The 21331-nt window shown below is 42.4% G+C and carries 16 protein-coding genes and 2 pseudogenes; 1 reads left to right on the top strand and 17 read right to left on the bottom strand.

The annotated features are described in order from the left end of the window. Positions 1-9 precede the first annotated feature (9 nt). The 16 genes and pseudogenes from AC58U0_RS10150 to AC58U0_RS10075 all read right to left on the bottom strand — a co-directional run bounded on the left by AC58U0_RS10150 (position 10) and on the right by AC58U0_RS10075 (position 18410). Positions 10-1614: a response regulator transcription factor gene (locus AC58U0_RS10150; protein WP_497378886.1), complete on the bottom strand. Its 1605-nt coding sequence runs from the start codon at positions 1612-1614 to the stop codon at positions 10-12. Positions 1615-1652: 38 nt separating this feature from the next. Continuing rightward, entirely contained in the window at positions 1653-2660 is a 1008-nt protein-coding gene (locus tag AC58U0_RS10145) for a substrate-binding domain-containing protein (protein WP_497378885.1), read from the bottom strand. Positions 2661-2923: 263 nt separating this feature from the next. Further along, entirely contained in the window at positions 2924-3337 is a 414-nt protein-coding gene (locus tag AC58U0_RS10140; protein ID WP_497378884.1) for a LacI family DNA-binding transcriptional regulator, read from the bottom strand. Between the two features lie 6 nt (positions 3338-3343). Next, the gene (locus tag AC58U0_RS10135; protein WP_497378883.1) at positions 3344-3454 is read right to left on the bottom strand and encodes a LacI family DNA-binding transcriptional regulator; all 111 of its coding nucleotides are present in this window, start codon (positions 3452-3454) and stop codon (positions 3344-3346) included. Between the two features lie 223 nt (positions 3455-3677). Further along, positions 3678-5150 carry a glycoside hydrolase family 32 protein gene (locus tag AC58U0_RS10130; protein ID WP_497379159.1) on the bottom strand — a complete coding sequence of 491 codons (1473 nt, stop codon included), beginning with the start codon at positions 5148-5150 and terminating at the stop codon, positions 3678-3680. Between the two features lie 182 nt (positions 5151-5332). Continuing rightward, the gene (gene sacB / locus AC58U0_RS10125) at positions 5333-6799 is read right to left on the bottom strand and encodes a levansucrase (protein ID WP_497378882.1); all 1467 of its coding nucleotides are present in this window, start codon (positions 6797-6799) and stop codon (positions 5333-5335) included. A gap of 213 nt (positions 6800-7012) precedes the next feature. Then, positions 7013-8293, bottom strand: a complete 1281-nt coding sequence (locus AC58U0_RS10120) for an ABC transporter substrate-binding protein (protein WP_497378881.1) — start codon at positions 8291-8293, stop codon at positions 7013-7015. Next, positions 8290-9510, bottom strand: coding sequence for a response regulator transcription factor (locus tag AC58U0_RS10115; protein ID WP_497378880.1), 1221 nt, complete (start codon positions 9508-9510; stop codon positions 8290-8292). Before AC58U0_RS10115 ends, AC58U0_RS10120 begins: the two co-directional genes overlap by 4 nt. A gap of 4 nt (positions 9511-9514) precedes the next feature. Further along, a complete protein-coding gene (locus AC58U0_RS10110; protein ID WP_497378879.1) occupies positions 9515-11296 on the bottom strand; it encodes a cache domain-containing sensor histidine kinase in 1782 nt (593 codons plus the stop codon). 175 nt (positions 11297-11471) lie between these two features. Continuing rightward, a pseudogene (locus AC58U0_RS10105) lies at positions 11472-11615 on the bottom strand (RNA polymerase factor sigma-54); the annotation flags it as partial. Positions 11616-11725: 110 nt separating this feature from the next. Beyond that, entirely contained in the window at positions 11726-12664 is a 939-nt protein-coding gene (gene mmuM / locus AC58U0_RS10100; RefSeq protein ID WP_497378878.1) for a homocysteine S-methyltransferase, read from the bottom strand. Positions 12665-12754: 90 nt separating this feature from the next. Beyond that, a pseudogene (locus tag AC58U0_RS10095) lies at positions 12755-13085 on the bottom strand (malic enzyme-like NAD(P)-binding protein); the annotation flags it as partial. Positions 13086-13162: 77 nt separating this feature from the next. After that, positions 13163-14578: an amino acid permease gene (locus tag AC58U0_RS10090; RefSeq protein WP_497378877.1), complete on the bottom strand. Its 1416-nt coding sequence runs from the start codon at positions 14576-14578 to the stop codon at positions 13163-13165. Positions 14579-14638: 60 nt separating this feature from the next. Further along, on the bottom strand, positions 14639-16084 hold the full coding sequence (locus AC58U0_RS10085) for an aldehyde dehydrogenase family protein (protein WP_497378876.1): 1446 nt from the start codon (positions 16082-16084) through the stop codon (positions 14639-14641). A 39-nt stretch (positions 16085-16123) separates the two neighbouring features. After that, complete coding sequence (locus tag AC58U0_RS10080; protein ID WP_497378875.1) at positions 16124-17206, bottom strand: homoserine dehydrogenase; 1083 nt, start codon at positions 17204-17206, stop codon at positions 16124-16126. Continuing rightward, the gene (locus tag AC58U0_RS10075; protein ID WP_057305680.1) at positions 17190-18410 is read right to left on the bottom strand and encodes a cystathionine gamma-synthase family protein; all 1221 of its coding nucleotides are present in this window, start codon (positions 18408-18410) and stop codon (positions 17190-17192) included. The genes AC58U0_RS10080 and AC58U0_RS10075 overlap by 17 nt, the downstream gene beginning before the upstream one ends. Before the next feature lie 398 nt (positions 18411-18808). Between AC58U0_RS10075 and AC58U0_RS10070 the strand changes: the two genes are divergently transcribed. After that, positions 18809-19456 carry a GntR family transcriptional regulator gene (locus AC58U0_RS10070; RefSeq protein WP_497378874.1) on the top strand — a complete coding sequence of 216 codons (648 nt, stop codon included), beginning with the start codon at positions 18809-18811 and terminating at the stop codon, positions 19454-19456. 186 nt (positions 19457-19642) lie between these two features. Here the strand turns inward: AC58U0_RS10070 and AC58U0_RS10065 are convergent, their stop codons facing one another. Next, positions 19643-21328, bottom strand: a complete 1686-nt coding sequence (locus tag AC58U0_RS10065; RefSeq protein ID WP_497378873.1) for a glycoside hydrolase family 2 protein — start codon at positions 21326-21328, stop codon at positions 19643-19645. Positions 21329-21331: the final 3 nt, after the last annotated feature.

Raw genomic sequence — 21331 nt, 5'->3', positions numbered from 1 at the left:
ACGCCCCTTTTACACCATTCTGCGATACATAGTCGGGGTCATACCCGTCGCTTTTTTGAAAATCAAATTGAAATAATGGGGGTCCACATAACCTATACGGTCTGCGATTTCGTAAGTCTTCAAATCCGTACATTTAAGCAATTCCTTCGCCTTTTCCACACGAATCCGGGTTAGATAACTTATAAAAGTTTCTCCGGTATGGTTTTTAAATATAAGGCTAAAATAACTTGTGCTTAGAACCAGATACTTACAAACCATATCCATGGACATATTCGCATCCGCATAATTTTCTTTCACATATCCTTCCGCCATCAAAGCTTGAATCTTGCAAGCATTGTTTCTTGTTTCAAGGATGGAACCCGTGGTATGCAAACAATAATTTTTCAGCCAATCTTCCACTTCATCCAGTGTTTTTAACCCGTAAATTTCGGTCAATGGGCTTGAAGACATGCTCTGAAGTGTTTCGCGAATCTCAAGTTCATCTAAAAGATCCAAAATCGAGACGATGATTTGCTGTATATGAATATAACAGCGATCCATTGGCAGATAGGATTCCTTCAGATTTTCAATGATTTTCTCTACGATCACTTCGATTTCCTGCTGCGTGCCTGACTTTAAGCAAGTGACGAGCTTTCTTTCCCAATGCTTATCGTAAGGAATGCTCTCACTCGATCCCCCTTCAATGTCGCCAATATGTATGATCCGATTCTTTCCAAGAAAAAAACGATAATCAAGAGCAAGTGAAGCCCTTTTATGAGAATAATGAATTTTATTAAGTGATGAGCAAATATCTCCTACACCAATGGACACAGTAAACTTCAGATACTCTCTTACGGATAGGTTGATTTCTTCAAAAATTCCCACTGCCTCTTCACGGAGCGTTTCCACATTCTCGCCAGAAAGGATGATAATTGTTTTTTCATTATTGTTTTGGAACACCATTCCGTTCTTTTTTCTTGAAATAATTTCCCCGGCAATATTACACACGGCAAAATAAAGCAGTTCGCTCTCGCTTTCTGGATAAAATCTTTGAAGTTCCCCATGATCATCTACATCAATGACTGCGACCATAAAATGGCTTCCGGGTAAATCAATATCCAAATAGACAAGCTTATCCTCAAGCTTGCTTTCTCGTAGATCTCCGGTAACCAACTGATTCAAGAACCGCTCTCTTACGAGAGGCAAACTCTCTCTAAGCTGCTGCTTAAGCTTGCTTAAATCCTCCACCTTACGATTCTCATCATCAAGATCCGCCTTTACTTTGGAGAGGATCTGACGTAATTCATCAGCTGTATTCGGCTTTAAGATATAATCATGCACCTTCAACTTCACGGCTTGCTGAGCATATTCAAATTCATCGTAGCCCGTAAGAATAATGATTTTGGTCTGAGGATAATGTTCAAAGAGGTAGCGTGACACTTCTAAACCATCCATCAAAGGCATGTTAATATCCGTTAAAACCACATCGGGTTGAAGCTGTTCGAGGGCCTGAAGCACCTCACGGCCATTTTCAAAGTCGCCAACCACCTCAAATCCCAACTCATTCCAGTTTAGACTATCTCGTATTCCTTCTCTTACGTTGTCTTCATCATCCGCAATGATAATCTTATACATACATTTCACCACTACGCTTTCGAATTTTTCAAAGAATATTACCAACCTTTGTAGGTTTCAACATTATCTTGAGTAATCAAGTCAACTGGAATTTTAATTAACGATTCTACCTTTTCGCCTTTTAGAACTTTAAAGCCTTCATCCATTGCCAATTTAATCATTTCAAATGGATACTGTGCTGAGGTTGCAACAAAGCTTTTCTTTTCTTTAAGCGCATTAACAGCATCTGGCGCTCCATCTACACCAACAATAAACATTTCTTTGTCGCGACCTGCTTGTTCAACAGCAATTTTAGCACCAACTCCAGAAGGATCATTCGTTGCAAATACAACGTCAATCTTTCCTTTTCCTTTGACTTGCAAAATGGTTTTCATCAATGTAACCGATGTTTCACGGTTGCCATACCCATTTTGATTAGCAACTACCCTAATTCCTGGAGTAGCTTTAATTGCTTCTTCAAATCCAGCGATACGTTCTGTTACAGCAGATACAGGAGGACCATCAATGACAACAACATTTCCTTTTCCATTTAAGCGCTTAACAATATATTCCCCAGCTAATTTTCCAGCAAGAAAGTTATCTGAGGTTACAACCGTGTTCACGCCTCCATCTGCACCTACGTCAACTGCAATAACGGGGATTCCCGCCGCTCTAGCTTGACTAACAGCACCCGCTATACCTTTGGAATCTACAGCATTTAGAAGAATCACACTTACTTTTTTTGTAATAAAGTCCTCAATTTGAGCTGTTTGCTTAGCCAAATCACCTTCTGCACTTACTATGATTACATTAGCACCATGCAGCATAGCACCAGCAGTAGCGCCTTTGGACATCGCAACGAAGAATGGATTACTTAAATTTTGTAAAGTAAATCCTACCACTACTTCTTTCTCTTTTTTTGCCGGTACTGCTTTTTCTGTTGCCAAAGGTATAACCGTTTCTTCAGGTGTTTTTGAAGGTTCCGTTATTTTACTTGAAGAGCACGCGGTAAGTGCAACCAAAGCAAAGGCAATTAAAATAAATGATAATACTTTAATACTTTTCATATTAGACTATCCCCTATTTTATGGCTGTAGAAATAAATAACAATCACAACGAGCAAACCAACCAAATAATAATGATAAGCGAAACCTAGAATAGCTTTCAGGCTAGGGTCTTTTGTTTTTCAGCCTCAAAATAGAGAAGAACAATCTTTAGATCACCCCGTGAAACTTTCCCTTATGGCCTTTATCATGAGGGTTGATGCACATTCCAACTTCCATTCCCCACTGTAATCGTTTGCGTAAACGATTACGTAATCTGCAAGAACCTAATGGCGCCCATAGTCATCACATTGCAACAGGCTTACGGCTTCATAGGTGCCGCTAAGCCCATCGGCCAGGATGCTGTGCTTACGGTCGATGAACACGACTGGATCCCCCGACAACGTTTCGTCCAAACACTGATGATCCTCAAAGGTCGGTGCCAAGATGAGCCCGTCGATTAATTGAGAGTTGAAGCGTTTGATTTGTTCCTGCTCTATCCGTATGTTTTCATTGGAGTTGCTAACGATAAGATTGTATCCGTTCTCTCTAAGAACGCTCTCTATCCCTTGCGCAATAGACATGAAGAAAAAGTTGGACGTATCCTCAGGAAGGATCGGAACCAGTAATCCAATAATCTTGGATTTTCTGCTGCGCAAGCTGCGTGCAACCGAGTTCGGGCGATAATCAAGCTCTTTCATCGCCTATTAAACTTTAATTTTGGTTTCTTCAGCCACGAGGCGAGTTTCGTTAATAACATGAGATACGGTTGCGGTAGAAACTCCCGCAGATCGGGCCACATCTCTAATGCTGGTCATTCGCTTTTCCCCATTAGTTTTTGGAATTTGAAATACGTAAACGTTTACGTAATCAATTAATTACATTGTAAGCGCGACCAACCATTAGTGTCAATACCTCCCACGCGGTGCTTTTTTTATTACCCATCAAACCTTTAGTAAGGGAATCAAAGAATTCACCTTAACCTGTGTTTTGGAGTTTCCGGTATCTAATTCGACAAATATATCTGATTTTCTATGAACACTATCCAGAGGATTTGAAGTGCTTGATTACAACATTTTTAAAGATCGCGGTGCCGCCTTCTGAAAAAAGGGTAATCCCTTGATCGTTTAATTTCGGGAAAATTTCATTGGAAAAAACGATGGTTCCATCATCCTTAAAGACTTCAATGCTTGTTTTATCGACGAGTATCTTTAAGTGAACATTCTTCTTACTCACATCAAAGGGTGCCCTGCTTTCAACATATTTTCCACTCTTGTCAGGTTGACCTGTAAAAGCTCTATTGACATAAGAGTACCCGCCATTTGCAAAAACACCTACATCTACATGGCGGTTTTTGTCTGTTGATTCTCGAAGTCTTAATCCTACATTCTTGATCTCTGACCATGATATATCTGTCTCAAGCTGGTACGCATCGCCTGTTACACGAAGAGTTTCAGAGCCATTAACCTCTATTTGTTTCAACGAATCCGTTGACTGTGTCAATTGATTCAATGCTTCAATGGGTTGTGAAACCAAACGATACGTATCGCCATCATGTTTTAAATTAATTTGACGAACAATGGAATCCATTCCGTTAAAACCCTCTTGCAGTGTTGGACTATTGTGGGGATAATCCCAATTATTCATCCAAGCCAAAGCATACCGATAATTGTATTTATCGTTGTCTTTTCCTTCTTCAAACGTGACAGCACCATACCAATCAAAGCCGTAATCTAACCACTGAGGGTCACTTTGATCAGGGGAAAATCCCTTTCCATTAAAGTTTCCAGTCCAATAGGCGTAAGTGTTTGGTTGACCTGCCGACTTACCATTTGCGCTGACACCAAGAATCCATTTATAAATCCCGTCATTCGCACGCATCAAATAAAGATCAGGACACTCCACAATTCCGATATTTTCTGTCATAAAACCACTCGTATATTGCCAATCTTTTAAATTCGGAGACTCATAGAAACCAATTTTCGTTCCTTCCGCCAATGCCATTACCCATTTATTCATCTGATGATCCCAGATGATCTTCGGATCTCTAAAATCTTTTGTGTCTGGATTTGGCATAATGGGGTCTTCACTATAAGAAGTAAATGTTTTTCCTCTGTCCGTACTGTACCACAGATATTGTTCCTGCTTTCCGCCTTTTGCAGACGGCTGTGTGACTATCGCCACAAGAGCACCTTTTCCAAAGCCTGCTGAATTGGTATCATCTACGACGACTGATCCCGACCATGGATCACCATTTTTATTCGTATATTTAGGTATGGCCACCCCTTCATCTTTCCAGTGTACCAAATCCGTTGATGTCGCATGCCGCCATTCGGTTCCATTTCCGTTCGGATAATCATGATTATAGAGATAATAGTAATGATACTTTCCATCCAAATAAATCGGCCGCTGAGGATCGTTTTTCCATTTGTCTGGCGTAGTGAAATGATAGCTAGCTCGATACGTTGGCATAACGGAATCGATGGTTTCGTTCTTCAATAATCCTATCGTCATCAAAATAATGAAACAAATCATAACGACACCTATTCGTTTTACTGCTTTCTTATGATTCGTTGTATAGTTCAAGTTGATACCTCCTCGCTGTGCTGCTGTTTATTCCTTTTTGTAAAAAAGAAAACGCCGATTTACATCGGCATTTTCTTTTGCTTTATTGAGGATGGATGCTTTTATTTTTCCTACTTCGTGTCAATCGTTAATTGCCCTTGTGCAAGGATACTATCACCCACAACCGAAGTTTTTGAACCATTAATGTTCAGCAAGAAACTCGGCGCAAAAGTAGATTTGTGGTCTGCATATAAACCTCTGTTTGTCATGTAGCTTGTGATGACCACATTTTTACCGTCAGCTTGCGGTACTGCAAAGTGAGAATAAGTCCAGGTAAGATCTTTAGGATCAAGATTCATATTTAATACAAGTCCGCTGTCATTTAACGGTTTGTATGTTCCTGTTAAGGAATCGGACACATAGCCTAACATGTAGACATCATTCCCGCCGATTCCATCCATCGTCATTTTGGAGCCCCTGGAATCCGTGAACAAATACCATTTGCCATTCATTTTAAAAACGTTAGCACGTTCGATTTCATCTGTTACTGTGTTCGATGCAATTAACGGTTTCATGACTTTTTTCAACGTATAATCGTCGTTCAATTCAATAATACCCAATGCGCCATTCGCTAACTCAGCAGCACGTTTTTTAGGACCTTGCAGCAATTTATTTTTTTCATCCTGGAAGAATGGCGTGTTTCCGCCGTAGAAAGCTTTGTTGAAGAGCGATGCCTCTCCTTGATAACCAACTTCCGTTCCTGTGTTACCTTCGAAAACAAGGTATTTATGACCATTGTCTTCCACATAATGAGGGTCCCTTAATGTATGATTATCCGAATAGTTCTCCGCTTCGATTCCTTGCATAACATTTTGATAGATTTTGCCGTCTCCGCCATCAAAAATCGATTTGAGATCCTCAACGCCATCAATTTTCAGCGTACTTTGATCTGGATGTGATACATTGACTTGGGCTGTTGTTAAGGTTTGTTTACCATAAAACCCGTGATTGGGGTCCCAACCTTGACGATCCGTATAGAATAAACGAACTTTTCCATCCGATGTTAAGGTTGCGGAGCCTGACCATTCTTCTGCTTGATATTTGAGAAAAGGATCGTTTGGAACGAATTTATCGCTATCCTTAAATACTCTTCCAGCATTTTTCCAGCTATCAATGGAAGTATCGCCTACTTTTTGATAGAACATGTAGACAAATGTGTCCCATCCTCTTTTAGGGTCTCCTGCTAAAGCAAAAACGATATTGTAGCCATTATAATTTGCTACTGTTCCATCAGCGTTTTGCAGCGGCCAGCTATCCCAAACATCGATATCGATCAAGTTGCCCTGCTCATCATAACCTTTTGCCGAAGGAAGATTTTTTATTGTTGATGGATCGAATTTAGGCGCTTGAAACTGTGCACTCTTTTGTTGTTCAGGAATTTTCAGCATGTCAGAGCGTGTAATATGGGAAAAACCGTAATTTTCTTTGTAATCCGTATTGTCTTTTTCTTTCGCAAATGCTTGAGCACCACCTCCTACCAGCATTGCTGTAGTCAAGCTTACTGTTGTTGCTCGTTTAACCAATTTTTTGATGTTCATAATCTTACAACTCCTGTTCTATTGTATGTTTTTTCTCTCCACAATTTATAGTTTAAGGCAAAGGAACAGGTAAGAACATGTCGTACATTGATAGATTTACAGGCTTATATTGATTCAACTCGACGAGCTTATCAAGCACAAAATAACCCTTACCGCCTTGAGACTAAGCATCAGAGGCGAAAGGGTTATGTATCTAATATGTGTGCCAGCCAATTATTTCTGCTCAGCCTTTTTCCAGGATCTTTGGAACTCCTGCAGTAATTGATCGCGGTTAAGCTGTTTGCCTACATAAGCTTGCATAGCATAGCCGAACTCTTCTCTTGCCCTCGAGGGAAATTTAAACCAGTTCCAGGACAATGTTTTCTTCTCCTTTGTGTAACGAATAATATCGGCCGCGAGCGGTCCTGAACGGTCCGTCTCTATATTTTTAAACGCAGAAATAAAATGGAATTGGTCCTTCATAAACGTTTTGCCTTGTTCCGACGAAACCATCCAGTTCAAGAATTTCTTGGCTTCTTTCTTTTTCTCCGGCGAAGATTCTTTATTTACAACCCAATTATTGGATACACCCACCGCCAAGGCATCGTTTCTGGCATCATCATTTATAGGAATGGGTAAGAAACCGATATTCATATTCGGCGTTATTTGATCAATCTTAGATTGAGCCCAATTCCCTTGTTTAAGGATCGCCGCTTGGCCGGTTGCAAACAAAGAGACTTCAGTATTATAGTCGGTCGTCAGAAAATCTTTATTTCCGTATTGAACGGTCAAATCCAGCATTCGAGTCAGATCTTCGAACTTTTTGTTCCCTTCGATAGTTTGCGTCCCGTCGTTCAAAGCTTGAATAAAAGCGTCCGGGTCGTCCTGCTGGGAAAAAGCAATATTCATCATGAGAATGAAAAACCAACTATCTGAATATCCGACTGCAAAGGGGGTAATACCAGCGGAATGCAGCTTTTCCGCCGCACCCTTTAATTCGGTAAGCGTTTTTGGCAGGGTCTCGATACCGGCCTTTGCGAATAAATCCTTATTATAGATAAAGCCGTAGCCTTCCAAATTTATAGGCATCCCATAAATTTTCCCGTCCATCTTCATCGGCTTAAGCGCCTCATCAACCACATTTTTCACCCATGGCTGATCGGATAAATCCTCCAAATACCTTTTCCAGACTACCGCTTCTTCATAACCGCCGTTAGGAAAGATATCGGGACCTTTATTTGCTGCAAATCTTGCTTTTAATTCGGCAAGGTAGTTTGCCCCTCCGCCAAAGGTTAAAATATTCATCTTAACATTCGGATTTTCTTTCTCGTACTCCTTTACCATCTGCTCGAACTCCGTGGAAATTTCTACTTTGGGATTCAGTACCTCTAAAGTGATTTTCTGATCAGCACTTATTGTATCTATTTCCTTCACCGAACGATTGTCCGCCCCGCAAGCCGAAAGCGATAAGGTAAGCAATCCGGCTAACATGCATTGAAAAACCTTGATTATCATAATACCCCCTCGTTACATTTACAACTTTCATGAAGCAATTCCAATTCCCTTATTTCCCGGTCTCCCTCCTTATTCCGATATTCAAGAGGCGTCATGCCAACAATTCGTTTAAATAACTTCGAAAAGTAAGTTTCATCCTGGTACCCGAGCTTTAATGCAATCGAGTACATTTTCTCGTCCGTTTGGCTTAACCACTGTTTTGCTTGTTTTATTCTTAATTGAATAACGTAGTTGGAGAGGGTCATCCCGTTTTCTTGCTTGAATCGTCGCGAGATATGTTCGCGGCTCAGGAAGAATCGGTTTGAAAGTTTGTCTAAACTTAACTCTTGCATATAATGTTCGCTTACAAAAGCGACAATGTCATGCATCCGCCTGGCATCATCCAAATCCGTCAAACGGTGTATGGCTCTGAAATTTTGCTCAGCCATTGCCCTTTGCGCAGATTGAAAAGATTGCGGGAGCTCTTTAACCGATGTCAGTGGGAGGCCGCTAACCAGACGAACGGGAATATCGATATGCTGGGTAATCCATTCCTCTACCGGGAAGAATTGGCCGTGAACAGAAAGTATCACACAGACATTAGGTTCGTTCTGAAGAGCATAGGCATTCCCCCATTCCCGAGTAACCAGCTCATCCGTCAAATGCTGGAGGTAGGGATCCGAATGATGGGTTTGGTAAAAATAAATCAAAGTAAGATCGTATGCTTCCGCTTGCGGAAGAGACAAGGCAATTTCGCCCGGATCAAAAAGTTCCCCGTTACATGCCGAGGTAACCCCCTTATTTAAGCGAAGCTTCTTAGCCTCTTCATAGACGCCCGGCTCTACATTGCTGCGTTCTTCCTCTTCTTTTTTCCACGATTCTACCGCTCCCGCAAGTGTTTCATTTAGCATTTCATTTTCAATAGGCTTCAACAAATAATCGAAGCTGCCGTGCTTAATCGCTTTACGCATGAAAGAATAGTCGTCAAACCCTGTAATCAAAATCACTTTTCCCGGATAGGAATTGGCATCCAACCACTCGATCAACTCTATCCCGTTCTTTTTGGGCATTTTCACGTCTGTCATGATGATTTCCGGACTTTCTAAATCAATTAACGCTTTTGCCTCTTCACCATTTCTGGCTTCCAAAATATCAGTAATCCCATGTTTCTGCCACTGTCCCATAAAACGAATAATTTTCCTTACATTAGACTCATCATCCACGATAAGAGCTTTCATTACGTCAATCCTCCTTGAGGTAGAGTGGAATCACCAGCTTCACTGAAAATCCTTGTCCCTGCATAGAATCAAGTAGGATCCCCGCTGTCGGATCATAATTAAGAACCAAGCGGTCATGAATATTTTTCAAGCCGATATGCTCAAGCGAGTAGTTTTCTTCGTATACCGGCGCGTAGATTTTATTTTTTAATGCCGTAAGCTCATCATCCGTCATACTCGGGCCGTTATTTTCCACAACCAGCTTCAAATATTCTTCTCGCATTTCACCGTAAATACGCAGGTGGGCTTGTTCGCATCCCTCTTCATAACAATGTTTAAAGAAGTTTTCAACGAGCGGCTGCAAAATCATACTCGGAACTGAAATACCAAGAATGTCCTTGGGTATGTCAATGGAATAACTAAAATCGGTTTGAAAACGCTCCTCTTGAAGGTTCAAATACGCTCTTACATAATCTACTTCACTCCGAACTGTGGCCTTTTGATCCACACGAATAGAGTATCGCATCATTTTGGATAAGGAGACTACCAATTGGTATACTTTCGGAGATTCGGTGAATAGGGCAACCGCACCAATGGATTGAAGGGAATTGTATAAAAAGTGCGGATTAATCTGTGACTTTAGCGCTCTGTGCTGATTCTTTCTGTTCTCAATCTCCAGCTTGTACTCACGGTCGATGTGACGATTGATCCGGTTCATCATTTCCTTGATATGCCTCTCCAGATTACCGATTTCATCTTCCCTCTTATCGTCAAACGGAGCATTCATGTTCCCGCCTTCAATGCTCAGTACTTTCCGGCTAAGCAGCTTGATCGGACGAGTAATCTTGTATGATATGATGCCTATCATGATTAAGCCCAGAACTCCCACGATTACACCGACGATGATGTTCGTGTACGCGGTTTTCCTCACGTCATTAAATAAAAATTTGCTTGAGGTTATCTTAACAAAGTGCCATTGATTTAACGGTTCCGACAACGTTTTGGAAAAGATAATATCGCCATTCGAAAACTGTGCGCCTGCTGCCGACTGATTGATTTTCTTTTGTAATTCTGCCGGAACAGCCTTCCCTATCATGGCTGCATCACTAGCATAGACGACATAACCGTCCGAATCGGAAAGCAAGACAGATTCTTTATTTTTTTGAATAAAATGATTAGAGATGCGAGCAAATTTGTCCAAATCGATGTCTATCGTGATAATACCGAGAAATTCTTTCGAAAGGGCATCCAAGATTTTGTGATGAATCGTCAATACCATCGTTTTGTCCGATGGGGGCATAATGGCTGTATGGTTATAATTTTCAATCTGATGCGGCGGTTCGATTAGAAAGTTCGAATCAGAGTTTATTAGCTTCTGAATAGAGGCTTGTTTCAATAAATCCGGCTGCCGCTTACGGGAACTTATCATCGCATTATAAACCGTAAACGAGTTTTTTCCTTCCTCGATGTATAACCGAACCTGCCTAATTTCGTTTCTCATCAGATAAAAGGTTGTCATGCCTTTATAGATTTCAAGCTGGTTGAAATAAAGGGAACTATCGAAGCCTTTTTCGAAAATCATGAACAAGTCAGGATTTCGGTATAAAATATACGGAAGATTAACGATGTCATCAAAATATTGCTCCAGGTCTTCGGACGCTTGCCCAATTTGCTCGCGGCTGTTCTCAAGCTCATGCCGTTCCACATTTTCTTTCGTTTGCCGATAAATCAACACCATGGACAGAAAATACGGAAGGATAATAAAAACCAGCAGCATGATTAATAAACGGCTTTGAATGCTTTTCACAAAAAATACTCCTTTTATTAAAAATCACCTTGCTATTATTGTAACCTCTTAGCCATGTGATTTGTTTCGCCAATATCTGTAAAGGGATCCTCCAACTGTTATAAGATTCGGTCTTTGATGAAAAAATCAGTCCGTAGAAATGTTTCAAGCTATACTAAACCACGACATTTCATTGTTACGAGCGAAGCCTCGACGAAAGTATTTTCATCTCCTCCCGATACTTCATAACCGTACGCCGCGAAATTTGAATACCTTCCTTATTCAGCAAATCCGTCAGTTGTTGGTCTGATAAAGGCTGCGTCTTCACCTCTTGATGCACATACGCCTAACCCGTAATCAATAAAAAGAAAGAAAAACCTGCACATGCCGGGAACGGCAGAGCGCAGGTTTTCAACTTTTTCAAAGCTAATTCTTCGGAATCTGAGACCTCTATCCTTCTCTAACCCAAGCAACTATGGATTTGATATCGTCAGGGTTTGTTCGACAGCAACCGCCTATTAGCCGGGCACCAAGTTCATGCCAGCCCCGGGCGCTGCAGCCAAAAGTATCCTCTGAGGCAGCTCCCTTCCAACCTCGTGTACCTGCATCATATTGCTCGCCTGAATTTGGATAAACGATAATTGGCTTCGCTGTTTGTCTATGGATTTCACCGATCAGCGATGATACATACGAGGGAGGCGTGCAATTAACACCGACAGCCGCCACTTGATCGTGATGGTCCAGCCACGCAGCACAATCGGCTATTCGATCCCCATTGCTTATTTGCAGTTCGTTCTTTGCACTGAAACACACCCATGCGTAAACCCCAGGGAATTCTTCTAGCAATCTGACAAGTGCTCTTGCTTCCATTAAACAAGGTATGGTTTCGCATGCAAGGATATCTGCACCGGCATCTACCAGCGCCTTCATACGAGGTCGATGAAAATCAATGAGCTCGTTTTCAGTCAGCTTGTAGTCTCCACGGTATTCTGACCCGTCTGCTAGATAAGCACCGTAGGGGCCAACTGAGGCGGCTACGATCGGCCTTGGTCTTTTGGTTTTATCCACCATGTTATCCCAAAACTGATCCCTTGCTTTTACCGCAATTTGAACAGATTTCTGTATAAGGCCAATGGCATCAGTTTCGCTTAAACCTCGTCTGACAAACCCCTCAACGGTTGCCTGGTAGCTTGCCGTAATCGCACAATCCGCACCTGCAGCAAAATAGTCTGTATGAACCTGACCAATCAGATCGGGGTTTTCCAGCAGCATTTTTGCAGACCATAGGGGGTCGTTAATATCACAGCCACGGCGTTCCAACTCTGTTGATAAGGCACCGTCCAAAATCATCGCAGGAAAATCTTTAAGAATGTTTTCTATAGGATTCATTAATAATCAGCAAGATGTGTCCGACTTTTCTTTATCATCTTGCCTTCCTCCTTAAAAAATTGCTTGATAATGTTGTTCCGGCGCTTCATTGATCCCAGCTGCGCCGATCCCGCATATAACCACTTTGCAGTTCTCTAATCGTTTATTCACGAGCTTCAACGCATTCATGAGCCCAGCAATCAAGACGACAGCCGTACCGTGCTGATCGTCATGGAACACGGGGATATCCAATTCATCCATTAATCTGCGTTCGATCTCGAAACAGCGCGGCGACGAAATGTCCTCTAGATTGATGCCTCCGACCTATATTCCCTAACCCGAGCACGGCAGAACCATCTGACAATACGGCAACCGTGTTTCGTTTAATCGTAAGCGTATGGGCTTTCCAAGGGTCTTCATGAATCGCCATACATACTCGTGCTGTCCGATGCAGCTGTAACCATGTATTTCTCTCCTTTGACTGTCCTCTTTAAATGCGAGTGTTCTTCAATCCGTTGTCTATTCAATAGGCTGAATCCGTTGCTCTATCACCTTGCTCTTGCTCCTATTTTTCAGATAATAATACAAGTAACATGAAGCAACAAATGGAATGCCGTAATAAAGAGCTGCTCGTTGACTAGGGTCACAATACAGCCCGATACAAGAGATCAAACACAGGATGAAGGCTGCAATCGGCACGATCGGGTATAGCGGCGTCTTGAATTTCAATTCTCCGAGTTGCCCGCCCTCTTTCAGATAATGTCTTCTAAACATAAACTGCGACGCTGCGATTGCCATCCACACAGCTACTACGGCAAACCCGGAAATCGCTATGAGTACTAAATAAACGGTATCGGCCGCAATCACACTGGAGAAAAGAGACACGCAAGCAACCAGCATACTGAGGATTAGCGCGTTTAGCGGTACCCCTCTGGTGGTCACTTTCCCCAATGCCGGACTGATCATTTTTTCTTGGGAGAGTGCCCATAGCATTCGAGTGGAAGCATAAAGACCAGAATTTCCTACGGACAATAACGCGGTAAGAATAACAAAATTCATAATATCGGCAGCGTAAGGAATACCTATTTTGTCAAAAACAAGAACAAAAGGACTTTCAATGACTCCCGCTTCTCTCCAAGGGATAAGACCAGCCAGAACGAATATCGCCCCGATATAAAAAAGCATGGTCCGCCATATCACGTTTTTAACGGATTTAGGAATGTCCCGAACCGGGTTCTCGCTTTCCCCTGCGGTCACACCTATTAATTCCGTGCCGGAGAAGGCGAAGTTTACCGAAATCATGACGAACAACACGGGAAGAAAACCGTTAGGAAACAGACCGTCTTGATTGAAAATATTGGATAACATGGGTACTGATTCGGTTCCTTGCATGTGAATAAAGCCGAACATGGCAGCCCCGCCCAAAATGATGAACAAGATAATAATAATAACTTTCACACCGGCAAACCAAAATTCAGATTCCGCAAAAAAACGGGCAGAAAGGGCATTTAATAGAAAAAGCAAAACGGCAAAAACTGCACTCCATATCCAAACAGAAACATCCGGAAACCAACGCTGCATCAAAAGTCCTGCCGCCGTAAATTCAGATCCAACGGTTACAACCCAAGTTAGCCAATAAAGCCATCCAACGGTAAATCCGGTCGCCGGTCCGATATATTTCGTTGCATACGACTGAAACGAACCTGTCACAGGCATTGCTACGCTCAACTCACCTAAACAAAGCATGACAAGATACATAATCAGTCCACCAATTAAATAGGCTAACATAGCACCTCCGGGACCCGCCTGGTTTAATGTATAACCAGTACTAAGAAAAACCCCAGTACCAATGACCCCTCCCAGTGATATCATAAATAAATGTCTGCTCTTCATCGAGCGTTTCAATTCAGATCGTTGGTTGACGTCATTACTCATTCTAATCTCTCCTTAAGAGAAGGAATTTTGGCGGAAATAACCGGGAGCCCGGATTCCCATTTAATTGGATAACTTTACACATACCACTTTCGGTTCGGTCATTTCATGAACTGTAAATTTAACGCCTTCTCTTCCCAATCCCGATCCTTTCACACCGCCAAAAGGCATAGCATCAATGCGATAGTCGGAACTATCATTGATCATGACGCCTCCTACATCCAATTGACGAACCGCGATAAAAGCCTTCTCCAAATCCTTTGTAAATATACCTGCCTGCAAGCCGAAATCCACACTGTTTGCCTGCTGAATAGCGCTTTCAAGATCAGACACAGGGTAAATAGTGACAACGGGCCCGAAGACTTCTTCTTTGGCTAATTTACAATCTGTCGGAACGCTCTCCATGGCGGTAGGATAGTAGAAGGCACCTTCGCGAATGCCGCCGCACAGTAATTTACCACCTTTCTCCAAAGCTTCATTGACCCAGCTTTCGATCCTTTTGGCTTCCTTTTCATTAATGAGCGGTCCCATGTCCGTGTACTCTGAAAGCTTATCTCCGATGCGGTATTGTTTGGTTTGCGACACGAATTCCGAGACGAATTGCTCATAGACGCCTTCCTGTACGTAAATCCGTTGTACACCAAGACAGTTTTGACCTGCTGCCCAGAATGCTCCGGATACCGTAGAGGCAACAGCATTGGGTAAATCTGCGTCATTCAAAACAATGGCAGGAGAGTTGGAACCAAGTTCCATGCTCATTTTTTTCAGCCCCGCTTTTTGCATAATGGATTTGCCTGTTTCAAGTCCGCCCGTAAAGGAAATCATCCGTACATCCGGATGTGTCACCAATACATCGCCGATTTCTCGGCTTTCTCCCGTAATCACGGATAATATTTTTGGAGGAAGCCCCGCATTAACAAGTGCTTCTGCCAGCATAAATGCGCTTAAGGGAGTCGCAAGGGAAGGTTTGACTATAATGGCATTGCCGGCTGCAATGGCTGGCCCCACCTTATGTGCAACCAAATTCAGCGGATCATTAAAAGGGGTGATTGCCCCGATCACGCCAATAGGGAATCGATAATAATATCCGATACGGTTTTCACTTCCAGGCATTTGGTCGAACGGAATGGTTTCCCCATGGATTCGTCTAGCTTCCTCGCTACTAATACGAAGCGTTTCCATACAGCGCCTGACTTCTTTTCTCGCTTCGCGAATCGTCTTGCTGCCTTCCCGGGCGATCGTAACTGCATACTCTTCCGTATGCTCTTCAATCCAAGCCGCCGCCCGATTTAAAATAGCGATTCGTTCATAAACAGGCATGGCCGCTGCAATACGAAAACCCTCTTTTGCCTGTTCAATCGCATAATGCATATCTTCTGCGGATGCAGAAGGAACCGTAGCGATTAGACTATTATCCTGCGGATCGAACACATCGATGGTTTTTTCCCGAAATACCCATTCACCGGCCAAAAGCATTTGTTTTCTCTTTGTCAATGTTTCCATAAGCATCCCAGTCACCTCTAATGGTTTATTTGTAAAACGTTCCTCTTAAAGCTGTCTACGGCTTATATTGATCAAATCAATTAAGATGGAAAAACCGGTTTCCTTACGACCCGCTCCAGCTCCCATAAGTGTGATAGGACCAGCCAAATCGCAATAGTACGTAATGGCATTGATCGCTCCTCCAACTGCTGCCAAGGGATCCGTTAACGGAAGAGCTTCGGGACTTACTTTCGCAATCACCCTATCGCCATCTCTTGTGCAGGTGGCAATAAGCTTCCAGCGTTTTCCTTCCTCCCTGGCCCTTTGAATGTCATCTGGCGTCAGATGGCTTATACCTTCACAAATCACGTCTTCTCTCTTAAGCGGAGCATTCATTACGATATTAGCGAGAATCGTAATTTTGTACTGGGCGTCATAACCTTCTACATCGTTAGTCGGGTCTGCCTCCGCATAGCCTAATGCTTGGGCCGCAGCAAGGGCTTCCTGATAGCTCTTTCCTTCTTCCATCTTCGTCAACATATAGTTAGTCGTTCCGTTTAATATTCCCTTGATTTCGTAAATAATATTGCCTGCGAGTGAAACAATCGGCATGCGTAAGGCAGGTGTTCCACTCATAACAGTCCCTTCATATCCCCAACGGACGCCATTCTTTTGAGCTAATGCAGCTAATTCCTGATAGGCCAAGGCGACCGGCCCTTTATTGCTCATCACCACATTTTTTCCACTCTCGAATGCGGCCTTACAGTGATCAATCGCCGGTTGGCCCGTTTTGACATCCGTGAAGGTTAATTCTACTACAGTATCCGCATTGGTTTCCTGAATCGTCTGAAAACTATCCAGTCCCCGAATCAGGCCAGGTTCATCGGGATAATCATCGAGCTTTCCTGTTTCTTTAACCACACGGAGAACTTGTGCAAGATTCAATCCGCTCGGATGATAAAGGGAACCCTTCATGAGATCCGAAACAGCTACGACTTTTGCGTTTAAGCCAATCTCCTGCGATAAGATATTCCCTTTGTCCAGAATAATTTCCGCCAAACCCTGGCCGACTACGCCAAAGCCAAGCAATGCGATCTTATGCTCATTATGCTCCATAGTACACCTCGTTGAATTAGTTGATTTTCTCACATACAGGAAGCTTTGATTGTAAATAGGCCAAGGCTTGCCGCAAGTCCTCAATCAAATCTTCCGTGTCTTCAATCCCCACCGAGATCCGAAGAAGACCTTCCGAAATCCCCAACGACTTCCTTTCTTCCAACGTGCACTCCACATGGCTGGTCGTTCTGGCGGGTCCATATATGGTTTCAACAGCACCCAGATTCCCCGCTCTATTGGCATATTTAAGCTTAGGAAGCAAAATCTTGATGGCCTCCATTTCATCTTTTAAGACAACACTCAGAATACCGCCAAATCCTCTCATTTGCTCTTTAGCAATCTCATGTCCTGTATGCGTTTCCAAACCAGGGTAATAAACGGCCTCTACAAGACTTTGTGTCTGCATAAATTTAGCGATCTCCATAGCGCTTCTCGCTTGCTGCTGAACCCTAAGCTTCAAAGTTTTCATTCCTCTTAGAATGAGATAAGCCGACCATGGATCCATCGTAGCCCCATTAATCTCGCGATAATGGTACACTTGATCCATCAGTATCTTGGCCCCGCAGACCACTCCCCCCAGCACATCCGCATGCCCGCTTAAGAACTTCGTAGCGCTGTGAATAACGATATCTGCCCCCAGCTTCAGCGGATTTTGATTAATTGGCGTTGCGAACGTGTTATCTACCAACACCAAGGCACCTGCTGCTTTTGCCGCTTTAGCCAATCGTTTGATATCCGTAATCTTCAGCGTAGGATTTGTGGGTGTCTCCAAATACAAGACCTTGCAGCCTTTAGCTATTTCACGTTCAATTTCGGCATGATCGCCAGTTGTACATAATGTAACATCTACATGAATGTTAGGTAGGAATTCAGTAAAGATTTTATTCGTCCCGCCGTAAGTGTCTTTAACCGATACAACCCTGTCTCCAGGTCTTAAGAATGTATAAAGTGAACTGCTGATTGCAGCCATCCCCGATGAAAAACCAACAGCTGCTTCTGCACTTTCGAGAATCCTAACCTTTTCTTCCAATGCCCTAACAGTAGGATTCGTCATCCTGTTATAGATGTAGCCCGGTCGATTGCCCAAAGCAGTTTCATACCATTCATCCACGTCGTCATAATCGTAAGCAACACTCATCACCACAGGTACTTGGGTTGCCCCGAAAGCCCTGAATTCTTTTTCCCCTGCCCAGACTACTTTTGTGCCCATCTCTACATGATCGATTTCTTGGTTCATGTTCTCTCACCTTTCGTTTGACTTCCATGCCGCAAAAAAATGAAAGTACGAAATCAAACTTTTTTTGATTATACTGTATATTTAATATTGTATACATAATACTTCGTATTTTAACTACTCAAATTACTACTTTACACCTCTCTTTCAAAAGCATGCATAAAAAACTTAACTTTATCGGTTTTAATTTTCACAAAATGTATTTTGTATATTGTATACAATTTATACTACCATTGCAGAATTGTTTTTTCAATATGAATTTTAGCATCTTTTAACCTATTTGCTCACATGAGGATGACATAGATGGGATTACTTGTATAAAAAGATGTTCAATGATAAAATCAAAATACTTATTATATAATATATTGTATTTTCTGTTCGTGATTTAGGAGGTAAGTACTATGAATAAAAATAAATATCAGTCGTTAAAAGACCACGTCTATACTTACATCGCCGAGCGCATTCAAAATGGAACTCTTCTACCCAATCAAAAGTTAAGCGAGCTCTCCATCTGCGAAAAACTTGAAGTTAGCAGGACTCCAGTACGAGAAGCACTCATACAGTTGGCCTCCGAAAACTATTTAGAATATTTGCCACGTCGAGGATTTGTTGTAAAAGAACTGGATACCAAGAAGAAACTTGACGTTTTTCAAATCATTGGCACATTGGACGCATTGGCAGCCACATTATCCATCGATCATATCTCCGATGAGGAGATATCAAGAATGGAGGAGATCGCCGATAAAATCGAAACATCAATTAAAGAAGAAAGCTACACTGATTACCAATTCTACCAAACCGAATTTCATAACGTATACCTTCATAAATGCAACAACAGCACTTTAATTGACATGCTTAAAACACTGCAAAACAGTTTTGTTAGACAAACGTATTTAAGCGACGACAAACCAAAACTGTTCTCGGTACTGGAGCAAATGAATAGGGAACATAGACAAATGATCCAATTATTTAAAGAAAAAAATAAAGCAGTTATGGAAGATTTCGTGAAAAATGTTCATTGGCACATCAGTTACACGGATATGATCTAGATAAATGCTTTTTGACAATATAAGCCACTCAGCTGTCAAAGACAATGCTGAATAGGCTTATTTGGCATACAGCTCAGGATAATGTTCTGCTTGCGGCCGCAAATTACACCTTTTCGCACCAGACTTTCTAATGTAAATAAGGCATTCAGTTAGTCTCTATTAAGACTCACTGAATGCCGTTTCATTTTATTCCCGGAAATACTTCTTCACTATTTCAAACGCCAACTTCGGCCGGCGGTATCTGTCCACGATGCCTTTACTGTTTTGCGTCCCTGCTCGAGATAAGAGCCATCCTGTATCCTCTACCACTTTACAATCGCAAAATTGCCATATGAACATACCGGATATATAAGGTTTAGACGTATATGCCGCCAAATTTTGCTCAATGATCTCAGCCTGTCTTTCCTCCGTACCGCGTACTTTGTTGGGATCACGCAGCCCGTAGTATCCATCACCGCCGAATTCACTCATAATCATCGGTTTGCCGAGTCCACCGAGCTCATCCGCCCATTTCCTGGCTTGGTCGCTAAGTTCACCCGGATCCTCATTCGTATACCATCCTGGATAGAGGTTAAATGAGACGATATCTGCCAGATCGAAGCATAGTTCTTGCTCGCGATGATGGGTAGCATAGGTTAACGGGCGGGAACGATCCATTCCTCTGATTTGTTCCAGCTGTTGACGGTATAACTCTTTCCCTTCTATCGTGTTACTGGCACATTCATTCAGAATTCCCCACATAATAATACTTGGATGATTAAAATGGTTTTCAACCATTTCTTGATTACATACCATACATTGCTCCTGACATTGGGGATCCAGCATATGATCGAGTTGAAATCCTCTGGCATGATTTTCTTCCCATACGAAGACTCCGCGCTCGTCACACAAATCCAGAAAGCGTTCGTCATTCGGATAATGACTTGTCCGTACGGCATTGGATCCCGCTTCCAGCATGAGCTCCATATCCTGAACCATGAGCTGGTACGGGAAAGCAGCGCCAACCATCGGATGATCCTCATGACGATTAAACCCTTTTAGAATAATATCCTCCCTGTTTACTTGAATTTTACCGTTGAAGGTCGTGACTTCGCGGAAACCGACCCGTTCAATTAAATCATCAGAAGGCTTCTTATTCCCATCTCTAAATAGTTGTACATTGACCAAATACATATTTGGTGTCTTGTTGGACCAAATCTTTACGTTCGGAAATGCGCTTGAGACACGGAAAACGGATGTTTCACCCGATGCGATTATTTGTTTCTTCCATTGCAGCGCGAATTCCCCGAGCGTACCTTTGAGCTCAACCTCAGTAGGATTGCGACTGGCATTCGTCACATATACACTGGCTTCCCCATGCCACTGGCCATCTTTCCATGAGGGTGTGAATTGAATACGGTTAATGTAGACATCAGAAATGCACTCAATTCCAACTGGCCGGATGATACCGCCATACGTATAATAATCATTCGCAAAATGAAGTTTGGATTCTTTCGTAAAAGAATTATCAACGACGACCACGATTTCATGGCTGCCAGGAGCAGCATCCGTGATAACTTTGGTTGTGAAAGGAGTATAAGCGTTATAATGAAACCCAACCTCCTCTCCGTCAAAATAGATAACTGCTGTGTGACTCACACCCTTGAACAGCAACCTGACCGATGTTGTTTCGTGTAAGGTGATTATCTTCCGATAAACACCTTTCCCCCGATAAGTCAACAATTCAGGATGCATCTCCCAACAACCTGGAACAGGTAGGCGGTAATGATAGTCCTTTGGGATACCTTCGTTTTGTTCAATCGGTTGAAAATCCCAATCGCCTTCCAATTCTTGCACCTGACGGATTTGATTTGTCGGGAAAAGTCGTAACATTTT

The sequence above is a fragment of the Paenibacillus sp. J31P190 genome (assembly GCF_059692075.1).
This window is presented reverse-complemented; position numbering and strand designations above follow the sequence as displayed.